General features: G+C 73.9%; 16 protein-coding genes. 6 read left to right on the forward strand and 10 right to left on the reverse strand.

The window, feature by feature from the left end; genetic code table 11:
- Positions 1-43: 43 nt before the first annotated feature.
- Complete coding sequence (locus tag ACWD4U_RS26040; protein ID WP_363457584.1) at positions 44-955, reverse strand: RNA polymerase sigma-70 factor; 912 nt, start codon at positions 953-955, stop codon at positions 44-46.
- A 236-nt stretch (positions 956-1,191) separates the two neighbouring features.
- Positions 1,192-1,545: a winged helix-turn-helix transcriptional regulator gene (locus tag ACWD4U_RS26045; protein ID WP_363457587.1), complete on the reverse strand. Its 354-nt coding sequence runs from the start codon at positions 1,543-1,545 to the stop codon at positions 1,192-1,194.
- Positions 1,546-1,664: 119 nt separating this feature from the next.
- Here ACWD4U_RS26045 and ACWD4U_RS26050 point away from each other — a divergent pair, with 119 nt between their 5' ends.
- Positions 1,665-2,501, forward strand: a complete 837-nt coding sequence (locus ACWD4U_RS26050; RefSeq protein WP_363457590.1) for an SDR family oxidoreductase — start codon at positions 1,665-1,667, stop codon at positions 2,499-2,501.
- Positions 2,502-2,577: 76 nt separating this feature from the next.
- Here ACWD4U_RS26050 and ACWD4U_RS26055 read toward each other — a convergent pair whose 3' ends face one another.
- The 7 genes from ACWD4U_RS26055 to ACWD4U_RS26085 form a co-directional block, all read right to left on the reverse strand.
- Positions 2,578-3,177 carry a superoxide dismutase gene (locus ACWD4U_RS26055; protein ID WP_363457593.1) on the reverse strand — a complete coding sequence of 200 codons (600 nt, stop codon included), beginning with the start codon at positions 3,175-3,177 and terminating at the stop codon, positions 2,578-2,580.
- Positions 3,178-3,301: 124 nt separating this feature from the next.
- Positions 3,302-5,077 carry an IucA/IucC family protein gene (locus ACWD4U_RS26060; RefSeq protein WP_363457596.1) on the reverse strand — a complete coding sequence of 592 codons (1,776 nt, stop codon included), beginning with the start codon at positions 5,075-5,077 and terminating at the stop codon, positions 3,302-3,304.
- On the reverse strand, positions 5,074-5,646 hold the full coding sequence (locus ACWD4U_RS26065) for a GNAT family N-acetyltransferase (RefSeq protein WP_363457598.1): 573 nt from the start codon (positions 5,644-5,646) through the stop codon (positions 5,074-5,076). Before ACWD4U_RS26065 ends, ACWD4U_RS26060 begins: the two co-directional genes overlap by 4 nt.
- Positions 5,643-6,923 carry a lysine N(6)-hydroxylase/L-ornithine N(5)-oxygenase family protein gene (locus tag ACWD4U_RS26070; RefSeq protein ID WP_363457601.1) on the reverse strand — a complete coding sequence of 427 codons (1,281 nt, stop codon included), beginning with the start codon at positions 6,921-6,923 and terminating at the stop codon, positions 5,643-5,645. Before ACWD4U_RS26070 ends, ACWD4U_RS26065 begins: the two co-directional genes overlap by 4 nt.
- A gap of 16 nt (positions 6,924-6,939) precedes the next feature.
- Positions 6,940-8,439 (reverse strand): pyridoxal phosphate-dependent decarboxylase family protein, encoded by a 1,500-nt coding sequence (locus tag ACWD4U_RS26075; RefSeq protein WP_363457603.1) that lies wholly within the window; start codon positions 8,437-8,439, stop codon positions 6,940-6,942.
- 120 nt (positions 8,440-8,559) lie between these two features.
- Positions 8,560-9,414, reverse strand: coding sequence for a siderophore-interacting protein (locus ACWD4U_RS26080; RefSeq protein WP_363457606.1), 855 nt, complete (start codon positions 9,412-9,414; stop codon positions 8,560-8,562).
- A gap of 11 nt (positions 9,415-9,425) precedes the next feature.
- Positions 9,426-10,457, reverse strand: a complete 1,032-nt coding sequence (locus ACWD4U_RS26085) for an ABC transporter substrate-binding protein (RefSeq protein ID WP_363457609.1) — start codon at positions 10,455-10,457, stop codon at positions 9,426-9,428.
- A 163-nt stretch (positions 10,458-10,620) separates the two neighbouring features.
- Here ACWD4U_RS26085 and ACWD4U_RS26090 point away from each other — a divergent pair, with 163 nt between their 5' ends.
- The 5 genes from ACWD4U_RS26090 to ACWD4U_RS26110 all read left to right on the forward strand — a co-directional run bounded on the left by ACWD4U_RS26090 (position 10,621) and on the right by ACWD4U_RS26110 (position 16,216).
- Positions 10,621-11,670, forward strand: coding sequence for a FecCD family ABC transporter permease (locus ACWD4U_RS26090; RefSeq protein ID WP_449787317.1), 1,050 nt, complete (start codon positions 10,621-10,623; stop codon positions 11,668-11,670).
- A 40-nt stretch (positions 11,671-11,710) separates the two neighbouring features.
- The gene (locus ACWD4U_RS26095; RefSeq protein WP_363457615.1) at positions 11,711-12,736 is read left to right on the forward strand and encodes a FecCD family ABC transporter permease; all 1,026 of its coding nucleotides are present in this window, start codon (positions 11,711-11,713) and stop codon (positions 12,734-12,736) included.
- 80 nt (positions 12,737-12,816) lie between these two features.
- Positions 12,817-13,629: an ABC transporter ATP-binding protein gene (locus tag ACWD4U_RS26100; RefSeq protein WP_363457618.1), complete on the forward strand. Its 813-nt coding sequence runs from the start codon at positions 12,817-12,819 to the stop codon at positions 13,627-13,629.
- Entirely contained in the window at positions 13,626-15,653 is a 2,028-nt protein-coding gene (locus ACWD4U_RS26105; protein ID WP_363457621.1) for a penicillin acylase family protein, read from the forward strand. The genes ACWD4U_RS26100 and ACWD4U_RS26105 overlap by 4 nt, the downstream gene beginning before the upstream one ends.
- On the forward strand, positions 15,653-16,216 hold the full coding sequence (locus ACWD4U_RS26110) for a GNAT family N-acetyltransferase (RefSeq protein ID WP_363457623.1): 564 nt from the start codon (positions 15,653-15,655) through the stop codon (positions 16,214-16,216). The genes ACWD4U_RS26105 and ACWD4U_RS26110 overlap by 1 nt, the downstream gene beginning before the upstream one ends.
- 7 nt (positions 16,217-16,223) lie before the next feature.
- Here the strand turns inward: ACWD4U_RS26110 and ACWD4U_RS26115 are convergent, their stop codons facing one another.
- On the reverse strand, positions 16,224-17,165 hold the full coding sequence (locus tag ACWD4U_RS26115) for a GlxA family transcriptional regulator (protein WP_363457626.1): 942 nt from the start codon (positions 17,163-17,165) through the stop codon (positions 16,224-16,226).
- Positions 17,166-17,358: the final 193 nt, after the last annotated feature.

Genomic DNA, 17,358 nt, shown 5'->3' on the forward strand with positions numbered 1-17,358 from the left:
GTCCTTTCCGGGTGACTGCTGTCACCAGGTAGGAACCGGATGGTCAGCCGCTTTGTGACAGGTCCCGGCGTCGGGCCGCGAAGTAGGCGAGTTTCTCCGGGTTGCGGACGATCCGGACGCCGGTGACGCCGTCCTCGCCCTGCTCCACCGTCCCGACCGAGGTGAGCTGCCCGTCCTCCCAGACCAGCAGGGCCGGGACGCCGTTGGCCTCGGCGACCTCCAGCCGGGCGCCCCGGGCGTAGCGGGCGAACAGTCCGGCCAGGAAGCGGGCGGCCTTGGCGCGTCCGGTCACCGGGCGCAGGGCGGCGCGGACCCGGCCGCCGCCGTCGGACCAGACCACGACGTGTTCGGCGAGGAGTTCCTCCAGCCGGTCGAGGGAGCCGTCGGCCGCGGCGGCGAGGAAGCGGCCGAGCAGTTCGCTGTTCTGCGCCGGGGTGGGCGTGAAGCGGGGGCCGCCCTCGGTGAGGCGGAGCCGGGCGCGGCGGTGGAGCTGGCGGGCGGCGGCCTCGGTGCAGTCGAGGACGCAGGCGACGTCCCGGTGGCTGTAGTCGAAGGCGTCGCGCAGGACGACGGCGGCCCGCTCGGGCGGGGTGAGCCGTTCCATCAGGGTGAGGACGGCGAAGGAGACGGCCTCGCGCTGTTCGGCGCGTTCCATCGGGCCGAGGTCGCCGGTGTCGGTGGGCACCGGTTCGGGCAGCCAGCTGCCCGGGTACTCCTCGCGGCGGGCGCGGGCCGAGGTGAGCCGGTTGAGGCAGAGGTTGGTCAGCACCTTGGCGAGCCAGGCGCCGGGCGCGGCGACCTGCCCCGGGGCGGCGCCGTGCCAGCGCAGGTAGGTGTCCTGGACGGCGTCCTCGGCCTCGGCGGCGGAGCCGAGCATCCGGTAGGCGAGCGAGAACAGGCGGGGCCGCTGGGCCTCGAACTGCTCGGTGGGGTCCGTCTGCTGGGGGCTGTCCACGGCGCCCACGCTAGACCCTGCCGGGGAGGCGGGAGGAACGGAGAGTCGGAGGAACGGAGAGTCGGAGGAACGGAGAGTCGGAGGAACGGAGGCTCGGAGGAAACGGGCGGGGAGGCGGGAGAGGCAGGAGCAGCTGGGTGGGTGGGGCCGGGCGGGGGTGGGGGTGTTGAGGGGTGGCCGGATCCGGCGGCGGGTGGGGGGTTGCCTGCCCAGTTCCCCGCGTGCCTGGCGTGGCGTCAGTTGCTGTCGAAGGCGGCGCGGGCGCGGTCGACCTCGGGGAGGTGGTGTTCGGACCAGTCGGTGAGGGCGGCGAAGACCGGGGAGAGGCTGCGGCCGAGCGGGGTGATGTCGTACTCGACGCGGGGCGGGACCTCGGGGTGGTAGGTGCGGGTGACCAGGCCGTCGCGTTCCAGCTGGCGCAGGCGCTGGGTGAGCACCTTCGGGGTGATGGCGCCGACGTTGCGGTGCAGTTCGACGAAGCGCTGCCGGCCGAGCTGGTGGAGGGTCCACAGGATGGGGGTGGTCCAGCGGCTGAAGACCACGTCGAGGACGGGGCTGATGGCGCACGGCGGTACGGGCGTCGACGGCACGGAACCCTCCTGAAGGGTAGTCACTTTCCTCTAGGTACCTAGTATCTCCGGGATGTTAGCGTCGCATCGACGGAGGGCCCGAGCAAGGCCCAACGACCAACCGAACATGGGGAGTTGTCGTGATCGTGGTGACGGGGGCGACCGGGAACATCGGGCGTCCGCTGGTGGCGGAGCTGGCGGCGGCGGGGGAGCGGGTGACGGCGGTGTCGCGCCGGGGCGCGGCCGAGGGGCTGCCGGACGGGGTGTTGGCGCACCGGGTGGACCTCGCGGACGTCGAGGCGCTGCGCCCGGCGCTGGCCGGGGCGAGCGCGCTGTTCCTGCTGCTGCCCGGTGAGTTGGCGGTGCCGGCGGAGGAACTGCTGGCAGTGGTACGGGAGTCGGGGGTGCGGCGGGTGGTGCTGCTCTCCTCGCAGCTGACGGGCACCCGTCCGCAGGCGCCGTCACACGCGCTGCTGCGGGAGTTCGAGGCGGCGGTGCGCGGCAGCGGGCTGGAGTGGACGGTGCTGCGGCCGGCCGGGTTCGCGTCGAACGCCTACGCCTGGGCGGAGTCGGTGCGCGGGCGGCGGACGGTGTTCGCGCCGTTCGGCGAGGTGGCGCTGCCGGTGGTGGACCCGGCGGACCTGGCGGCGGTCGCCGCGGCGGTGCTGCGCGAGGACGGGCACCACGGGCGCACCTACGTGCTGACCGGTCCGGAGCCGGTGGGGCCGCGGCGGCAGGCCGAGCTGCTCGGTGAACTGCTCGGCGAGAAGGTCGAGTTCGTGGAGCTGGACCGGGCGCAGGCGCGGACGGAGCTGCTGCGCTTCATGCCGCCGGAGGTGGCCGACGGCACGCTGGACGTGCTGGGCGAGCCGCTGCCCGAGGAGCGGGCGGCGAGCGCGGACGTGTCCCGGGTGCTGGGCCGGCCGGCCCGGGGCTTCGCGGACTGGGCGGCGGGGGCGCTGCCGGCCTTCCGCTGAGCCGGTGCCCGGGGAGGAGCCCGGGGCCCGCCGGTGGGAGCGGCGGGCCCCGGGAGCGGGGGTGCGGGCCGGTGCGTCAGGCCGAGGCGGCGGCGAACCGGGCGCTGACGTCCTGCCAGTTGACGACGTCCCAGAGCCGGGTGACGTAGTCGGGGCGGACGTTCTTGTACTGCAGGTAGTAGGCGTGCTCCCAGGCGTCGAAGGCGAGCAGCGGGGTGGTGCCCTGGCCGACGTTGCCGTGGTGGTCGTAGACCTGCTCGACGATCAGGCGCCTGCCGAGCGGTTCCCAGGAGAGGATGCCCCAGCCGGAGCCCTGGACGCCGACGGTGGCGGCGGTGAGCTGCTTCCGGAAGGCCTCGAAGGAGCCGAAGTGCTCGGTGACGGCGTCGGCGAGGGCGCCCTCGGGGCGGTCGCCGCCCTCGGGGGAGAGGTTCTCCCAGAACAGCGAGTGCAGCACGTGGCCGGAGAGGTGGAAGGCGAGCGTCTTCTGCAGGCCGACCAGGCTGCCGAACTGCTCCTTGTCCCGGGCCTCGGCGAGCTGCTCCAGCGTCTGGTTGGCGCCGTTGACGTAGGCCAGGTGGTGCTTGGAGTGGTGCAGCTCCAGGATCTCGGCGGACATCGCCCGCTCCAGGGCGGAGTAGTCGTACGGGAGGTCAGGCAGCGTGTACGCGGACATGGCGGGGCAGCCCCTTCTCGGTTGACGGAGGGTCCGTTGCAACCGCCACACTATTGCAAGTCATTCGCAAGAGCGATGATGGGGCATCAGTGCCGATCGGTGGCGCTGACGGCCCCGAGGGTGCTCACCGGGGGTGGCGGGCGAGCGGGTTGGCCAGGGTGCCGACCAGCTGGAGGGCGCCGGACGGGTCGGCCAGGTCGACCATCTGCCGGTTGTCGCGCAGCTGCAGCCGGTTGAGGCAGGAGAGCGCGAACTCCGCGGCGAACGGGTCGAACCGCTCGAACCGCTCGGCGAGGTGCGGCACCGAGTCGCGGTAGTCGGCGACGCACTCGGCGACGGTGCGCCAGAACGCGTCCTCGTCCAGCGTGCCGGCCTCGGCGAGCAGCGGCGCGAGGTAGCGGAAGAAGCAGTCGAAGACGTCGGTGAAGATCGACAGCAGTCGCATCCCCTCCGGCACGTCGGCGCGGATCCGCTGGACCTCGGGCGGGAGCACCGCGTGCGGGTCCATCACCACGATCTCCTCGGCGATGTCCTTGAACACCGCGCGGACCACCGCGCCGTCCTCCAGCACCAGGATGGTGTTCTCGCCGTGCGGCATGAACGCCAGGTCGTAGGCGTAGAAGCTGTGCAGCAGCGGTACCAGGTAGGCGTCCAGGTAGCGGCGCAGCCACACCGCGGGGGCGAGGCCGGACTGTTCGACCAGCGCCGCGGCCAGCGGGTGGCCGTCGGTGTCGCTGTGCAGCAGCGCGGCCATCGTGGTGAGCCGCTGGCCGGGGGCGAGGGCGGGCACCGGGCTCTCCCGCCACAGCGCGGCGAGCATCTTGCGGTACGGGGAGTACCGGTCGGTGGCGGCCTCGTACTGGCGGTGCCGGTAGCCGATGGCGGCCCGCTCGCGGATGACGGTCAGCCCGCTGGCGGTGAGCACCGGGTCGGCGGCGATCAGCCGGGCCAGCCAGTCGTTGATCGCCGGGGTGGCCTCCATGTAGGCGGCCGAGAGGCCGCGCATGAAGCCCATGTTGAGCACCGACAGGGCGGTCTTGACGTAGTGCTTGGCCGGGTCGCTGGTGTTGAAGAAGGTGCGGATGGACTGCTGGGCGAGGTAGTCGTCGCGGCCTTCGCCGAGGAACACCAGGCGGCGGGTGGCGAGTTCGCCGGCGAAGGTGACGGAGAGCTTGTTCCACCACTGCCAGGGGTGGACGGGCAGCAGCAGGTAGGCGTCCGGGTCGAGGCCGGCGTCGACCAGGACGGCGGTGAACCCGGCGAGCTGCTCGGGGCCCAACTCGCCGTCCAGCAGGGTGCGGTAGTCCAGGTCGGCGCAGCTGGTGAAGGTGGTGTGCTCGCGGTGCGCGGCGAGCCACAGCAGCCGGACCGGGCTGGCGGCCTCGGGGGCGTACCGCGGGTACTCGTCGCCGCCGAAGCCGAGCCGGCCGTTGTTGGCGACGAAGCCGGGGTGGCCCTCGGTCATGCCGGTCTCGATGGTCTGGAAGTCGGCCTTGGCGAGTTCGGCGGCGCTCGGCTGCGGGCGGCCGAGCTTGAACGCGGCGGAGGCGAGGGTGGAGGTGATCTCCTCCAGGTAGACCGGCAGGACCTGCGCGGACAGGCCCAGCGAGCCGGCGAACTCGGTGCAGAAGTCGACGGCGTCGAGCGGGAGTTCGTGCTCCGGCTCGGTGCTGCGGTGCCGGCTGAGGGAGTCCGCGTCCAGATGCCAGTGGTCGAGGGCGTAGCGCCGGGCGGTGAAGCGGTACACCGTCGTGCCGTCGTCGCAGGTCAGCTCGTAGCGGCCGTCGGCGAGATGACGAGGCGTCAGGAGTCGCTCGTGGCTGAACTCGGCGATCGCCTTGCGGACCAGGTGGCGGTTGGCGCGCGCCCAGAGGTCGGGGGTGAGGTGTGCGGTGGTCATGCGTCACTTCCGGTGGCGGTCTGGTGGTCGGCGCGGGTGCAGACGCTGAGCAGCGCCTGCTTCTCGGGTTTGGTGATCTCGCCGAGCACCCGGAAGCCGACCGCGGCGTTCAGCGCGTGCACGGCGGTGTTGCGGACGTCCGGCTCCACCACCACCCGGGCGGTGGCCGGGTCGTCGAACAGGAAGGCCATCACCGTGCCGATCACCGCGCGGGTGAAGCCGTGCACCGGGGTGTCGCTCGGCGCGGTGAGGAAGTGCATGCCGACGTCGCCCGGCTGCGCGGGGTAGAGGCCGGCGAGTTCGACCCGGGCCGGGTCGTAGCGCTCGACCAGGAAGGCGGGGACGCCCTCGTGCAGGCCCAGGTAGGCGTCGTGGTGCGGGTGTTCGGTGATCCGCCGGTACTCGGCGGCGACCTCGCCGAGGCTCGCCCGCTGCATCATCCAGAACGCGGCCTTGGGGTGGGTGACCCAGCGGTGCAGCAGCTCGGCGTCGCCCTCGGGGTCGAGCGGGCGGACGGCGAAGGCGCCGAGGGCGGCGTGGTCGCGGCGGTAGACGGTGGCGGTGCTCATGCGACCACGCCCTCGGGGGCGCCGAACTCCTGGAAGGCGATGGACTTCTCGACCGGGTAGACCTCGCGGCCGACCAGCTCGCGGATGATCCACGAGTTGCGGTACGGGCCCATGCCGAGGTCGGGGGAGGTGATCGAGTGGGCGTGGGTGGCGGCGTTCTGCAGGAAGACCTCCCCGCCGCCGTGGTCGATGCTGTAGTTGCGGCCGACGTCGAAGCGGCCGCGGCCGTCCCAGCGGATCCGGTCGCGGATCGGCTCCAGGAAGGCGGGCACCTGGTACCGGTAGCCGGTGGCCAGCACCAGGCCCTCGGTCTCCAGGGTGAACGCGCGCCGCTGCTCGGCGTGTTCGAAGCCGAGCGTGTAGCGGCCCTGCTGCTCGGACCAACTGGCGCTCTTCAGAGAGGAGTTGGTGAACAGTCGGGTGGCCACCGGGCCGGTGACGCTCTTCTGGTAGAGCAGGTCGAAGATGCTGTTGATCAGGTCGGCGTCGATGCCCTTGAACAGGCCCTTCTGCTCGGCCTCCAGCCGGTAGCGGGTGTCCTCCGGCAGCGCGTGGTAGTAGTCCACGTACTCCGGGGAGGTCATCTCCAGGGTGAGCTTGGTGTACTCCAGCGGGAAGAACCGCGAGGAGCGGGTCACCCAGTTCAGCTTGTAGCCGCCGGGCTGCTGGTCGGCCAGCAGGTCGTAGTAGATCTCGGCGGCGCTCTGGCCGCTGCCGACCACGGTGATGCTCCGCCTGGTCTGCAGTTCGGCCTTGCCCGCCAGGTAGCCGGAATTGTGCAGCAGTCCGCCGCCCAGGCCGCGGCACGGCTCGGGCAGGTACGGCGGGGTGCCGGTGCCCAGCACCAGACGGCGGGCGCGGTGCGCGACCGGGCCGTCGGCGGTGTCGGCGTGCACGGTGTAGCCGCCGTCGGTGTACTCGATCCGGGTGACCGTCTGGCCGAACCGGACGGATCCGAGCTGCTCGGCGGCCCACCGGCAGTAGGCGTTGTACTCGGCGCGCACCGGGTAGAACTGCTCGCGTATGTAGAACGGGTAGAGCCGGCCGCGCTGCTTCAGGTAGTTGAGGAAGGAGTAGCGCGAGGTCGGGTCGGCCAGGGTGACCAGGTCGGCCATGAACGGGGTCTGCAGGGTGGCGAAGTCCAGCAGCATCCCGGGGTGCCAGTCGAACTCCTCGCGGGCCTCCAGGAACAGGCCGTCGAGGTCGTCGAGCGGGGCGGTCAGGCAGGCCAGACCCAGGTTGTAGGGGCCGAGGCCGACGGCGATGAAGTCGTGCACGGGGGTCTCCTCGGGGTCAGCCCGCGACGCGGCGCAGGGCGGTGGCGGCCTGGGCGTCCAGGTGGTCGGCGGCGTGGGCGTCGATCAGGTCGAGCACGGCCGCGACGTCGGCGAGCGTGGTCTCCGGGTTGAGCAGGGTGAACTTCAGGAAGTGCCGGCCGTCGACGACCGTCCCGGCGACCACCGCCTCGCCGGAGGCGGCCAGCGCCTCGCGGGCGTGCAGGTTGGCGGCGTCGGCGTGCGGTCCGGCGCCCTCGGGGCCCCGCCAGCGGAACACCACGGTAGACAGCGCGGAGCGGGTGACCACCTCGAACCGCTCGTCGCGGTCGAGGAGTTCGTAGGCCTCGGCGGCCAGGTCGACCACCTGGTCGAAGAGCGCGCCGACGCCGTCGGCGCCCATCACCCGCAGGGTCAGCCACAGTTTGAGCGCGTCGAAGCGCCGGGTGGTCTGGATGCTCTTGTCGACCTGGTTGGGGACCAGCTCGGCGGTGCGGGCCGGGTTGAGGTAGTCGGCGTGGTAGGTGGCGTGCCGCAGGGTGGTCCGGTCGCGCACCAGCAGGGCGGAGGAACTCACCGGCTGGAAGAAGGACTTGTGGTAGTCGACGGTGACCGAGTCGGCTCGCTCGATGCCTGCCAGCAGTGCGCGGCGGGTCGGCGAGACCAGCAGCCCGCAGCCGTAGGCGGCGTCCACGTGCAGCCACGTCCGGGCGGCCGCGCAGGCGTCGGCGATCCGCGGCAGCGGGTCGACGGAGCCGAAGTCGGTGGTGCCGGCGGTGGCCACCACGGCGATCACCGGCAGGTCCTCGCGGCGGCAGAACTCCAGTGCCGCCTCCAGCAGTTCGGGCTTGAGCCGGCGGGCGTGGTCGGTGCCGATCGGGATCACCGCGTCGGGGGTGAGGCCGAGCATCTTGGCCGACTTGCGGACGCTGAAGTGGCTCGCCTCGGAGGCGATGATCCGCAGCCGGGGCAGCAGTTCGGCGCGCGGCCGGGGGTCGGCGGCGAGCGCCTGCTCGCGGGCCAGCAGCAGCGCCTGGAAGTTGGACTGGGTGCCGCCGCTGGTGAACACCCCGTCGGCGTCCGGCCCGAGGCCGATCCGGCCGGCCGTCCAGTCGATCAGTTTGCGCTCGATCAGGGTGGCACCGGCGCTCTGGTCCCAGGTGTCCAACGAGGAGTTCACCGCGGTGAGCACCGCCTCGCCGAGCAACGCGGGTATCACCACCGGGCAGTTGAGGTGGGCCAGGTAGCGCGGGTGGTGGAAGTAGACCGCGTCCCGCAGGTAGACCTCGCCGAGCTCGTCCAGCGCGGCGGCCTCGGAGCCGAGCGGCGCGTCCAGGTCGACCCCGTCGACGACCGGGCGCAGCTGCTCGGGGGTGGTCCCGCTGAACGGCCGTGCGGTGTCGGCGATCCGCTCGGCGACCAGCTCCACCCCGGCGTGCAGCACGCGGCGGTAGCGGTCCAGGGTGCGGTCGTTGAACAGCTGCTCGCGGGGCTGGAGGGCTACTCCCGGGAAACTCATGGTCAGTCCTCAACGTCGGCAGGTGAGTTGCTGAAGTGAGGTTAGCCTAACCTAAGTTCGTTCATGCGAAAGGCCCGTCCGCCCACTTCAGGGCGGACGGGCCGTCAGGCAGCGTCGGGATCACGCCAGTTCGGCGTAGGCCTCCTCGCGGATCCGGTCCTCGCTGGCGCCGCGCCGCCAGTAGCCGGTGAAGCTCACCGCGCGCTTGTCCACGCCGCGCTCGCGCACCAGGTGCCGGCGCACCTCCTTGACCAGGCCGGACTCCCCCGCGATCCAGGCGTACGGGGTGCCTGCGGGCAGCTCGGCCGCGCGCAGCGCGTCCAGCAGGCCGGACGGCTTGCCGGGCTCGCGCACCAGCCAGGTGACGTCCACCCGGCCGGCCCCGGACAGGTCCTGGATGTCGGCCGGATCCGGTACCTCGATCCAGACCAGCGCCCGGGTGCCGGGCGGCAGCCAGTCCAGGATGCCGCCGACCGCGGGCAGCGCCGTCTCGTCGGCGACCAGCAGCGCGAAGTCGGTGTCCGGCGGCGGGCGGAAGCCCACCGAGCGGTTGTCGGCGAGCGCCGGGCCGAGCAGCACCACCCGGGCGCCCGGCCCCGCCTCCGCGGCCCAGCGGGCGGCCGGGCCGGCCGGGGCGTGGTCGGCCGGACCGGTGCCGTGCAGCGCGAAGTCCACGTCCACCTCGGGCGGCGAGGTGCGCTGCGCCCGGACGGTGTACGAGCGCATCACCGCGCGCTCCTCCGCGGGGATCGCCCGCCAGGCGTGGAACCAGTTCTCGCCCTCGTGGTATGGCAGTTCGGGCTCGGCCTGGCCGGGGTGCGGCAGGAAGAGCGAGAACGACTGGTCGCGTCCGCCACTGGCGAACCGCTCCAGCGCAGCGCCGCCGAAGGTGACCCGCAGCATGGTCGGGCCGAGCCGCCGGGTGCGCACCACGTGTGCCGGGAAGAAGTCGTACTCCTGTGTCTCGGTGCTCATCCGACGGCCTTTCAGCTCAGCTTGCGGGAGGTGCGGATCGCCTCGGCGAGGCGTTCCAGCAGCGGGGCGAAGCCGGCGTGGGAGAAGCGCGGCACCGCGTCCCAGGGGGTGATCTGACCGGCCTTCACCGCGGGCAACTGGCCCCAGGCGGGCTTGGCCGCCAGGTCCTTGGGCTGCAGGGCGGTCGAGCGCTGGTCGAGCAGCAGGATGTCGGCCGCGTACTTGCCGGCGTTCTCCCAGCTCAGGCTCTCGTAGTAGTCGCCGCCGTCGGTCTTCTCCGGCTGCACGAACTGCACGCCCAGCTCGGCGAAGAAGATCAGGTCGCAGGAGATCTTCGGGTTGGAGACGTAGAAGATGTCGGCGCTGCCGGAGCAGGCCATCACCTTGACGCCGCCGGCCGCCTTGGCGGCCTGGCGCACCGACTCGGCGGCCTTCTCGAACCGGGCCTTGGCGTCGGTGACCTTCGGCGCCTTCAGGTCCGCGCCGAGCGACTCGGCCAGCTTGGCGTAGTGCTCGATCGGCTGGGTGATGGACACCTTGCCGGTGGAGATCGCCACCACCGGGGCGAGCGGGACGATCTTGTCCTTGGACTCGTCCGGCACGTACCAGAGCGCGTCCGGCTCGTACATGTGGGTCACCAGCAGCTCGGGGCGCAGGGCCGCGTACTTCTCGATGGAGAACTCGCCCCAGGCATTGCCGATGATCTCGATCCGGTCGACGTCCAGGCTGCCCGCCTGCGGATCGGCCTTGCCGTCGGAGGCCTTGGTCTCGCCGAAGACGCCGACCAGTTGCCTGTCCAGGCCGAAGTCGGCGAGCGCGGCGGCGGTGCCGGTGAAGGCCACCACCCGGGACGGGGTGCTCTTCGCGGTGACGGCCTTGCCGCGGTCGTCGGTGAAGCTCCACGGACCGCTGCTCCCGGCCGACTTGGCCGCACCGCCGGACGACTCGCCGGACGAGCCGCAGGCGGCGAGGGCGGCGCCCAGTGCGGTGGCGCCGCCCGCGGCGAGCAGACCGCGGCGGGTGAGGCGGGGGGAAGACGGCATGGCGAAGTCCTTCGGTGCGACGGGGGAGCGGATCACACGCAGAGCGCGGGGGAGCGCAGCGGATCGGCGCAGCAGATCGGCGCGGCGAACATAGGTTAACCTAACCTAAGTTCCTGTCCAGGGGTCGGTCCGTGACGAACCGTGACCGGTCCGCGGACCCCCGATGCCATCCGGAGCACCCGTGACCGCCACCAGCTCGCTCCCGATCCGCGGCGACACCGCCGCCCGCCGCAGCTCGCCCCGCGCACTCGGACTGGCCGCCGCGCTGCTCGTGCTGCTCGCCGTCCTGGTGCTCAGCCTCGGCCTCGGCGCACGGCAGTTGAGCCCCGCCGAGGTCTGGCACGGCCTGGTCGACCGGGCCGCGCCCGGCTACCCGGTGGTGCACCAGATGCGGCTGCCGCGCACCCTGCTCGGCCTGCTGGCCGGCATCGCCCTCGGCCTCGCGGGCGGCGTGATGCAGGCGCTGACCCGCAACCCGCTGGCCGACCCCGGACTGCTCGGCATCAACGCCGGCGCCTCCGCCGCGGTCGCCACCGCCGCCGCCTTCCTCGGCGTCACCTCCTTCGACGGCTACGTCTGGTGGGCGCTGGCCGGCGCCGCCGTCGTCTCGGTGCTGGTCTACGCCGTCGGTGGCGGCCGCGGCGCCACCCCGGCCCGCCTCGCCCTGGCCGGCGCGGCGCTGAACGCCACCCTGTACTCGTACGTCAGCGCCGTGATGCTGCTCGACTCGGCCTCGCTGGACAAGATGCGGTTCTGGACCGTCGGCTCGCTGGCCGGCGCCCAACCCTCCACCGTGGTCGGAGTGTTGCCGTTCATCGCGGTCGGCACGCTGCTCGCCCTGGGCCTGGCCCGCGCGCTGAACGCGCTCGCCCTCGGCGACGACGCGGCCCGCGCCCTCGGCGCCCGCCCCGCGGCGATCCGCGCGGTGGCGATCGTCGCGGTCACCCTGCTGTGCGGCGCCGCCACCGCCGCCTGCGGGCCGATCGTCTTCGTCGGCCTGATGGTCCCTCACCTGGTGCGCGCCCTCACCGGACCCGACCTGCGCTGGCTGCTGCCGTACTGCGCGGTGCTCGCCCCGGTGCTGCTGCTCGGCGCCGACGTGGCCGGCCGGGTGCTCGGCCGGCCCGGCGAACTCCAGGTCGGCATCGTCACCGCCGTCCTCGGCGGACCCTTCTTCCTCTACTTCGCACGCCGCGGGAGGGCCCGGGCATGACGCCGCACCGCCACGTCACCCACCGCCGGAGGACCCGGACATGAGGACGCTCCGCCTGGCGCACTTCTCGCTGCGCTACCGCCCGCGGGCGCTCGCCGTCGTCGTCGCCGCGCTGCTGCTCGCCCTCGCCGTCGCCGTGCTGGCGCTCGGCCGCGGCGACTTCCCGATCGCCCCCGGCGAGGTGCTGCGCACCCTGTTCGGCGGCGGCAGCCCCGCCGAGGACTACATCGTCAACCAGCTGCGGCTGCCCCGGATCGCCACCGCGCTGCTGGTCGGCGCGGCGCTGGCGCTGGCCGGCGCGCTGTTCCAGACCCTGGTGCGCAACCCGCTCGGCAGCCCCGACATCCTCGGCTTCACCCAGGGCGCGGCCACCGGCGCGCTGCTGGTCGTGGTGGCCGGCGGCTCCAGCCTCGCGCTGGCCGGCGGGGCGATCGGCGGCGGCCTGGCCACCGGCGCCGCGATCTACGCGCTCGCCTGGCGCGGCGGCGTCCAGGGCAGCCGGCTGGTGATGGTCGGCATCGGCACCGCCGCGATCCTCACCGGCCTCAACGGCTACCTGCTGACCCGCACTCAGCTCATGGACGCCGCCCGCGCGGTGCTCTGGCTCACCGGCAGCCTGGACGGCCGCGGCTGGGACGACGCGCTGCCGCTGCTGATCGCCCTCGCCGTGCTGGCCCCCGCGGTGCTGCTCGGCTGCGGCCCCGCGCTGCGCGCCCTGGAGCTCGGCGACGACGCCGCGAGCGGTCTCGGGGTGCGCCCCGAGCGGGTCCGGATGGTGCTGCTGGCCGCCGCGGTGCTGCTCGCCTCGCTCGCCGCGGCGGCCGCCGGGCCGGTCAACTTCGTCGCGCTGACCGCCCCGCAGCTGGCCCGCCGGTTCACCCGGGTGCCCGGACCCAACCTGGCCGCCTCGATGTGCACCGGCGGCGCGCTGCTGGTCACCGCCGACTTCACCGCCCAGCACCTGTTCGCCGACCACCAGGCGCCGGTCGGCGTGGTCACCGGCGTACTCGGCGGCGGCTACCTGGTCTGGCTGTTGGCCACCCAGCGCCGGGCCGGCCGGCTGTGAACCCGCTGACCTGCCGCCTGCGCAAGGCCCTGGCCCGGGCCGTCGGCCAGCGTCCCCTCCCCGTCCCGATCGGAGCCCCCATGGCCCAGTCCGCACCCCGCCTGGCCGGCCGCGACCTCACCCTCGCCTACGAGAAGCGCACCATCGCCGAGGGACTCACCGTCGACATCCCCGACCACTCGTTCACCGTCGTGGTCGGCCCCAACGCCTGCGGCAAGTCCACCCTGCTGCGCGCCCTGTCCCGCACCCTCAAGCCGGCCGCCGGGACGGTCCTGCTGGACGGCAGGTCGATCGCCGACCTGCCCGCCAAGCAGGTCGCCCGCACCCTCGGCCTGCTCCCGCAGTCCTCCGTCGCCCCCGACGGCATCACGGTCGCCGAACTGGTCTCCCGCGGCCGCTACCCGCACCAGAGCGTGCTGCGCCAGTGGTCCGCCGAGGACGAGCGGGTGGTCGCCGAGGCGATGGCCGACACCGGCGTCGCCGACCTCGCCGACCGCGCCGTCGACGAACTCTCCGGCGGCCAGCGCCAGCGGGTGTGGATCGCCATGGCCCTCGCCCAGCAGACCCCGCTGCTGCTGCTCGACGAGCCCACCACGTATCTGGACATCGCCCACCAGATCGAGGTGCTCGACCTATGCGCCCGGCTCCACCGCGAGCAGGGCCGCACCCTGGTCGCGGTGCTGCACGACCTCAACCAGGCCGCCCGGTACGCCACCCACCTGGTCGCGCTGCGCGACGGCCGGCTGATCGCGGCCGGACCGCCCGCCGAGGTGGTCACCGCCGACCTGGTCGAGGAGGTGTTCCGGCTGCCCTGCCGGGTCATCCCCGACCCGGAGACCGGCACCCCGCTGGTCGTCCCCACCGCCAACCGCCGCATCAAGGTGGGAGCATGACGGTCGATCAGCCCGGCGAGGTCCGCCGCGACGCGTGGGGCGTGCCCTGGCTGACCGCCGCCGACCCGCTCGAACTCGCCCGGCTGCAGGGCCGCAACGCCGCCGAGGACCGCACCTGGCAGCTGCACGTCGAGCGGCTAAGAGCCGAGGGTCGCTCCGCCGAACTGCTCGGCGCGGGCGAGCTGGAGTGGGACGTCTTCGCCCGGCGGGCCCGGCTCGCCGACACCGCCCGGCGCTGCCACGCCGCCCTCGACGCGGCCACCGCCGCATGGGTCGCCGCCTACGTGGACGGCGTCAACTCCGGCCTCGCGCACGCCTCGTCGCCGCAGTTCGGACAGGCGCGGCCGGAGCCGTGGGAGCCCTGGACGCCGCTCGCGCTGTGGCTCTCGCACCACATCCTGTTCGCCGGCTTCCCCGGCAAGCTGTGGCGCGCCCGGGTCGCCCGGCACCTCGGCGTCGAGCACGCCGAGGCCTTCGCCACCGAGGGCCCCGCCGCCTCCGGCTCCAACGGCTGGCTGATCGCCGGCGAGCGCACCGCCACCGGGCAGCCGCTGATCGCCGGCGACCCGCACCGGTTCGTCGAGGACCCCGGCATCTACCAGCAGGTCCGGCTCTCCTGCCCGGAGTTCGACGTCCTCGGCCTCGCCGTCCCCGGCGTCCCCGGGATCGCCCACTTCGGGCACACCGGCGAGGTCGCCTGGGCGATCACCAACGCCATGGCCGACTACCAGGACCTCTACCGCGAGCGGCTGCGCCGCACCCCCGACGGCCGGCTCCAGGCGCTCGGCCCGGACGGCTGGGCGGACGCCGCTGAGCACACCGAGACCGTGCACGTCCTGGACGGCCCGCCGGTCCGGGTGCGGGTGGTCGAGACCGCCCGCGGCCCGCTGATCGCGGGCGGCCCCGACAGCGCGGCCGAAGCCCTCAGCCTGCGCTACCCGCCGCGGGTGACCGGCGAGTTGGGGTTCGCCGCACTGCCCGCGCTGCTGCGCGCCCGCACCGTCGCCGAGCTGGCCGCCGCCCTCGAACGCTGGGCCGAGCCGGTCAACGTGGTGCTCGCCGCCGACACCCGCGGCGGCCTGCTGCACCGGGTGGCCGGCGCCGTCCCGCTCCGCCCGCGCGCCAACTCGGTGCAGCCGGTGCCCGCCTGGGAGCCCGCGTACGCGTGGCGGGGCTGGGCCGAGCCGCCCCGCGCCGAGGTGCGCGGCACCGCGGTGATGGCCAACCAGCGCGGCCTGGCCGCCCCGCTCGGCATCGAGTTCTCCGCCCCGCACCGGGCCGAGCGGATCGCCGCGCTGCTGGACTCCCGCCCCGTCTGGGACGCCGAACGGCAGGCCGAGATCCACACCGACACCTGGCTCGGCTCCGCCGGCCCGGTCCTCGAACTGCTCGCCACCCTCGACGGGTTGAGCCCCGCCGCCGAGCAGCTGCGGGCCCGGCTGCTGCACTGGGACCGCCGGATGGCCGCCGACTCCGTCGACGCCGCCGCCTACGCGGCCCTGCGCACTGCGCTGGTCCGGGAGTTGGCGCAGCGTCCGGTGCTCGCCGGGCTCGCCGCCGCGCACCCGTACCCGGCGCTGTTCACGCCCTGGCTGGCCCTGCTGCCCAGGATCGGCTACGCCCTGGACGCGCTGATCGCCGAGGACGCGCTCGGCCTCGACCCGGCCGGCGCGCTGCGCGCCGCGCTGGAGCGGACCGCCGACCGGCCGCCCACCGGCACCTGGGGCGAGCACCACCGGCTCGCCCCCTGGCAGGCCCGCCCCGGCACCCCCGACGCCGACTGGCCCGGCCTCGCCGGAGACCACGACTGCGTGCTCGCCACCTCCAGCGTCCCCGGCGTCACCGACCGCTCGGCGCGCGGCCCCGCCGCCCGCTACGTCTGGGACCTCGCCGACCGTGCGAACAGCCGCTGGGTGGTGCCGTTCGGCGCCGCCGGAAACCCCGAAGACCCGCACCACCGCGACCAGTTGACGCACTGGCTGGCCGGTGCGCTGCTGCCCGTGCCGTCCGAGGAGACCCCCTGATGCCCGACACCGCGTACCGCCGGACGATTCCCGGCTTCGGCGAGGTCCGGATCCGCTCGCTCGACCCGGCCGGTGACGCCCCGCTCGTCCACTCCTGGGTCACCCAGGACCGGGCCCGGTTCTGGGGCATGCGCGACCACACCGTCGAGCAGGTCGCGGACATCTACGCCTACGTCGACTCGCTGCCCAGCCACTTCGCCTGGCTGGTGCTGCACGACGACGCTCCCGTCGCGCTGTTCCAGACCTACCGGCCCGAGCACGACCCGGTCGGCGAGTGCTACGAGGTCCGGCCCGGCGACCACGGCGTCCACCTGCTGATCGGCCCGGTCGCCGGCGCCGCCCGGCCCGGCTACACCGCCGTCCTGGTCGGCGTCTTCCTGGGCTTCGTCTTCGCCGACCCCGGCCACCTGCGGATCGTCGCCGAACCCGACGCCCGCAACGACAAGGCCATCGCCCGCCTGCGCCGCACCGGCTTCACCCCCGGCCCGCAGATCGACCTGCCGGACAAGCGCGCCCAGCTGATGTTCATCGACCGGACGGCCGCCGCCGGGCTGCTGATCTGACGCAACGTCAGGCCGGGGACGGGGTGAAGGACCGGCGGTACGCGCCCGGGGTGACCGACAGCGTCCGGGCGAACGCCCGGCGCAGCGCCTCCGCGGTGCCGTAGCCGCAGGTCCGGGCGATCTCCTCGACGCCGTCGCGGCTCTCCTCCAGTCGGCGGCGGGCCGCCTCCAGGCGGACGCCGTCCACGTAGCGGCCGGGCGTCATGCCCACCTCGGCGGTGAACGTCCGGGCGAAGTGCCGGGGCGAGAGCGCGGCCCGGCGGGCCAGCGCGGTCACCGAGAGGTCGTCCGCCGGGTGCTCGGCGATGTACCGCTGGACCTCGCGCAGCGGCTCCCGCTCGGCGAACTGGGCGGTCAGCTGGGTGGAGAACTGCGACTGCCCGCCCGGCCGCCGCAGGAACATCACCAGGTGCCGGGCGACGGCCAGCGCGGCGGCCCGGCCGAGGTCCTCCTCGACCAGCGCCAGTGCCAGGTCGATCCCGGCCGTCACGCCCGCGGAGGTGGAGATCCGGCCGTCCCGGACGTAGATCGGGTCCGGGTCCACCGCGACCTGCGGGTGCCGGACGGCGAGGTCCTCCCAGTGCGCCCAGTGCGTGGTGGCCCGCCGCCCGTCCAGCAGCCCCGCCGCGGCGAGCAGGAACGCCCCGGTGCACACCGAGGCCACCCGCTGTGCGCCGCCCGCGAGTTCGGCGATCCGTGCGACCAGCGCCGGGTCCTCCCGGCGGGCGCCGCGTCCGCCCGGTACCACCAGCGTGTGCGGCGCCCCGGCCGCCGCCAGGTCCCCGTCCGGCAGCAGCCCGAGCCCGCTGCCGGTCCGCACCGGCCCGCCGCCGAGCGACGCGGTGGTGACCCGGTAGCCGCCCGCCAGCGTGAAGACCTCCAACTGGCCCGTCACGTCCAGACTCTGCACGTCCTCGAACAGGACGATCAGCACACTGCGCTGTTCCATGCCGCCAGGCTCCCAGGGCCCGCGGATGGCAGCAATGACGCGGACCCGACGTTTCCTGCCACCAGGCGTTCGCGTGAGTCCGCCCTGGCGGGGCCGGCCGATGCTCCTATAGACGTCAAGCGGCAGGCGCGAGGTCGTTTCGAGTGATTCGTGCGGCTGCTGTGCTGGTGAGCGCGCGGTAGACCTCTCGTGC

The organism is Kitasatospora sp. NPDC002522 (assembly GCF_053595195.1).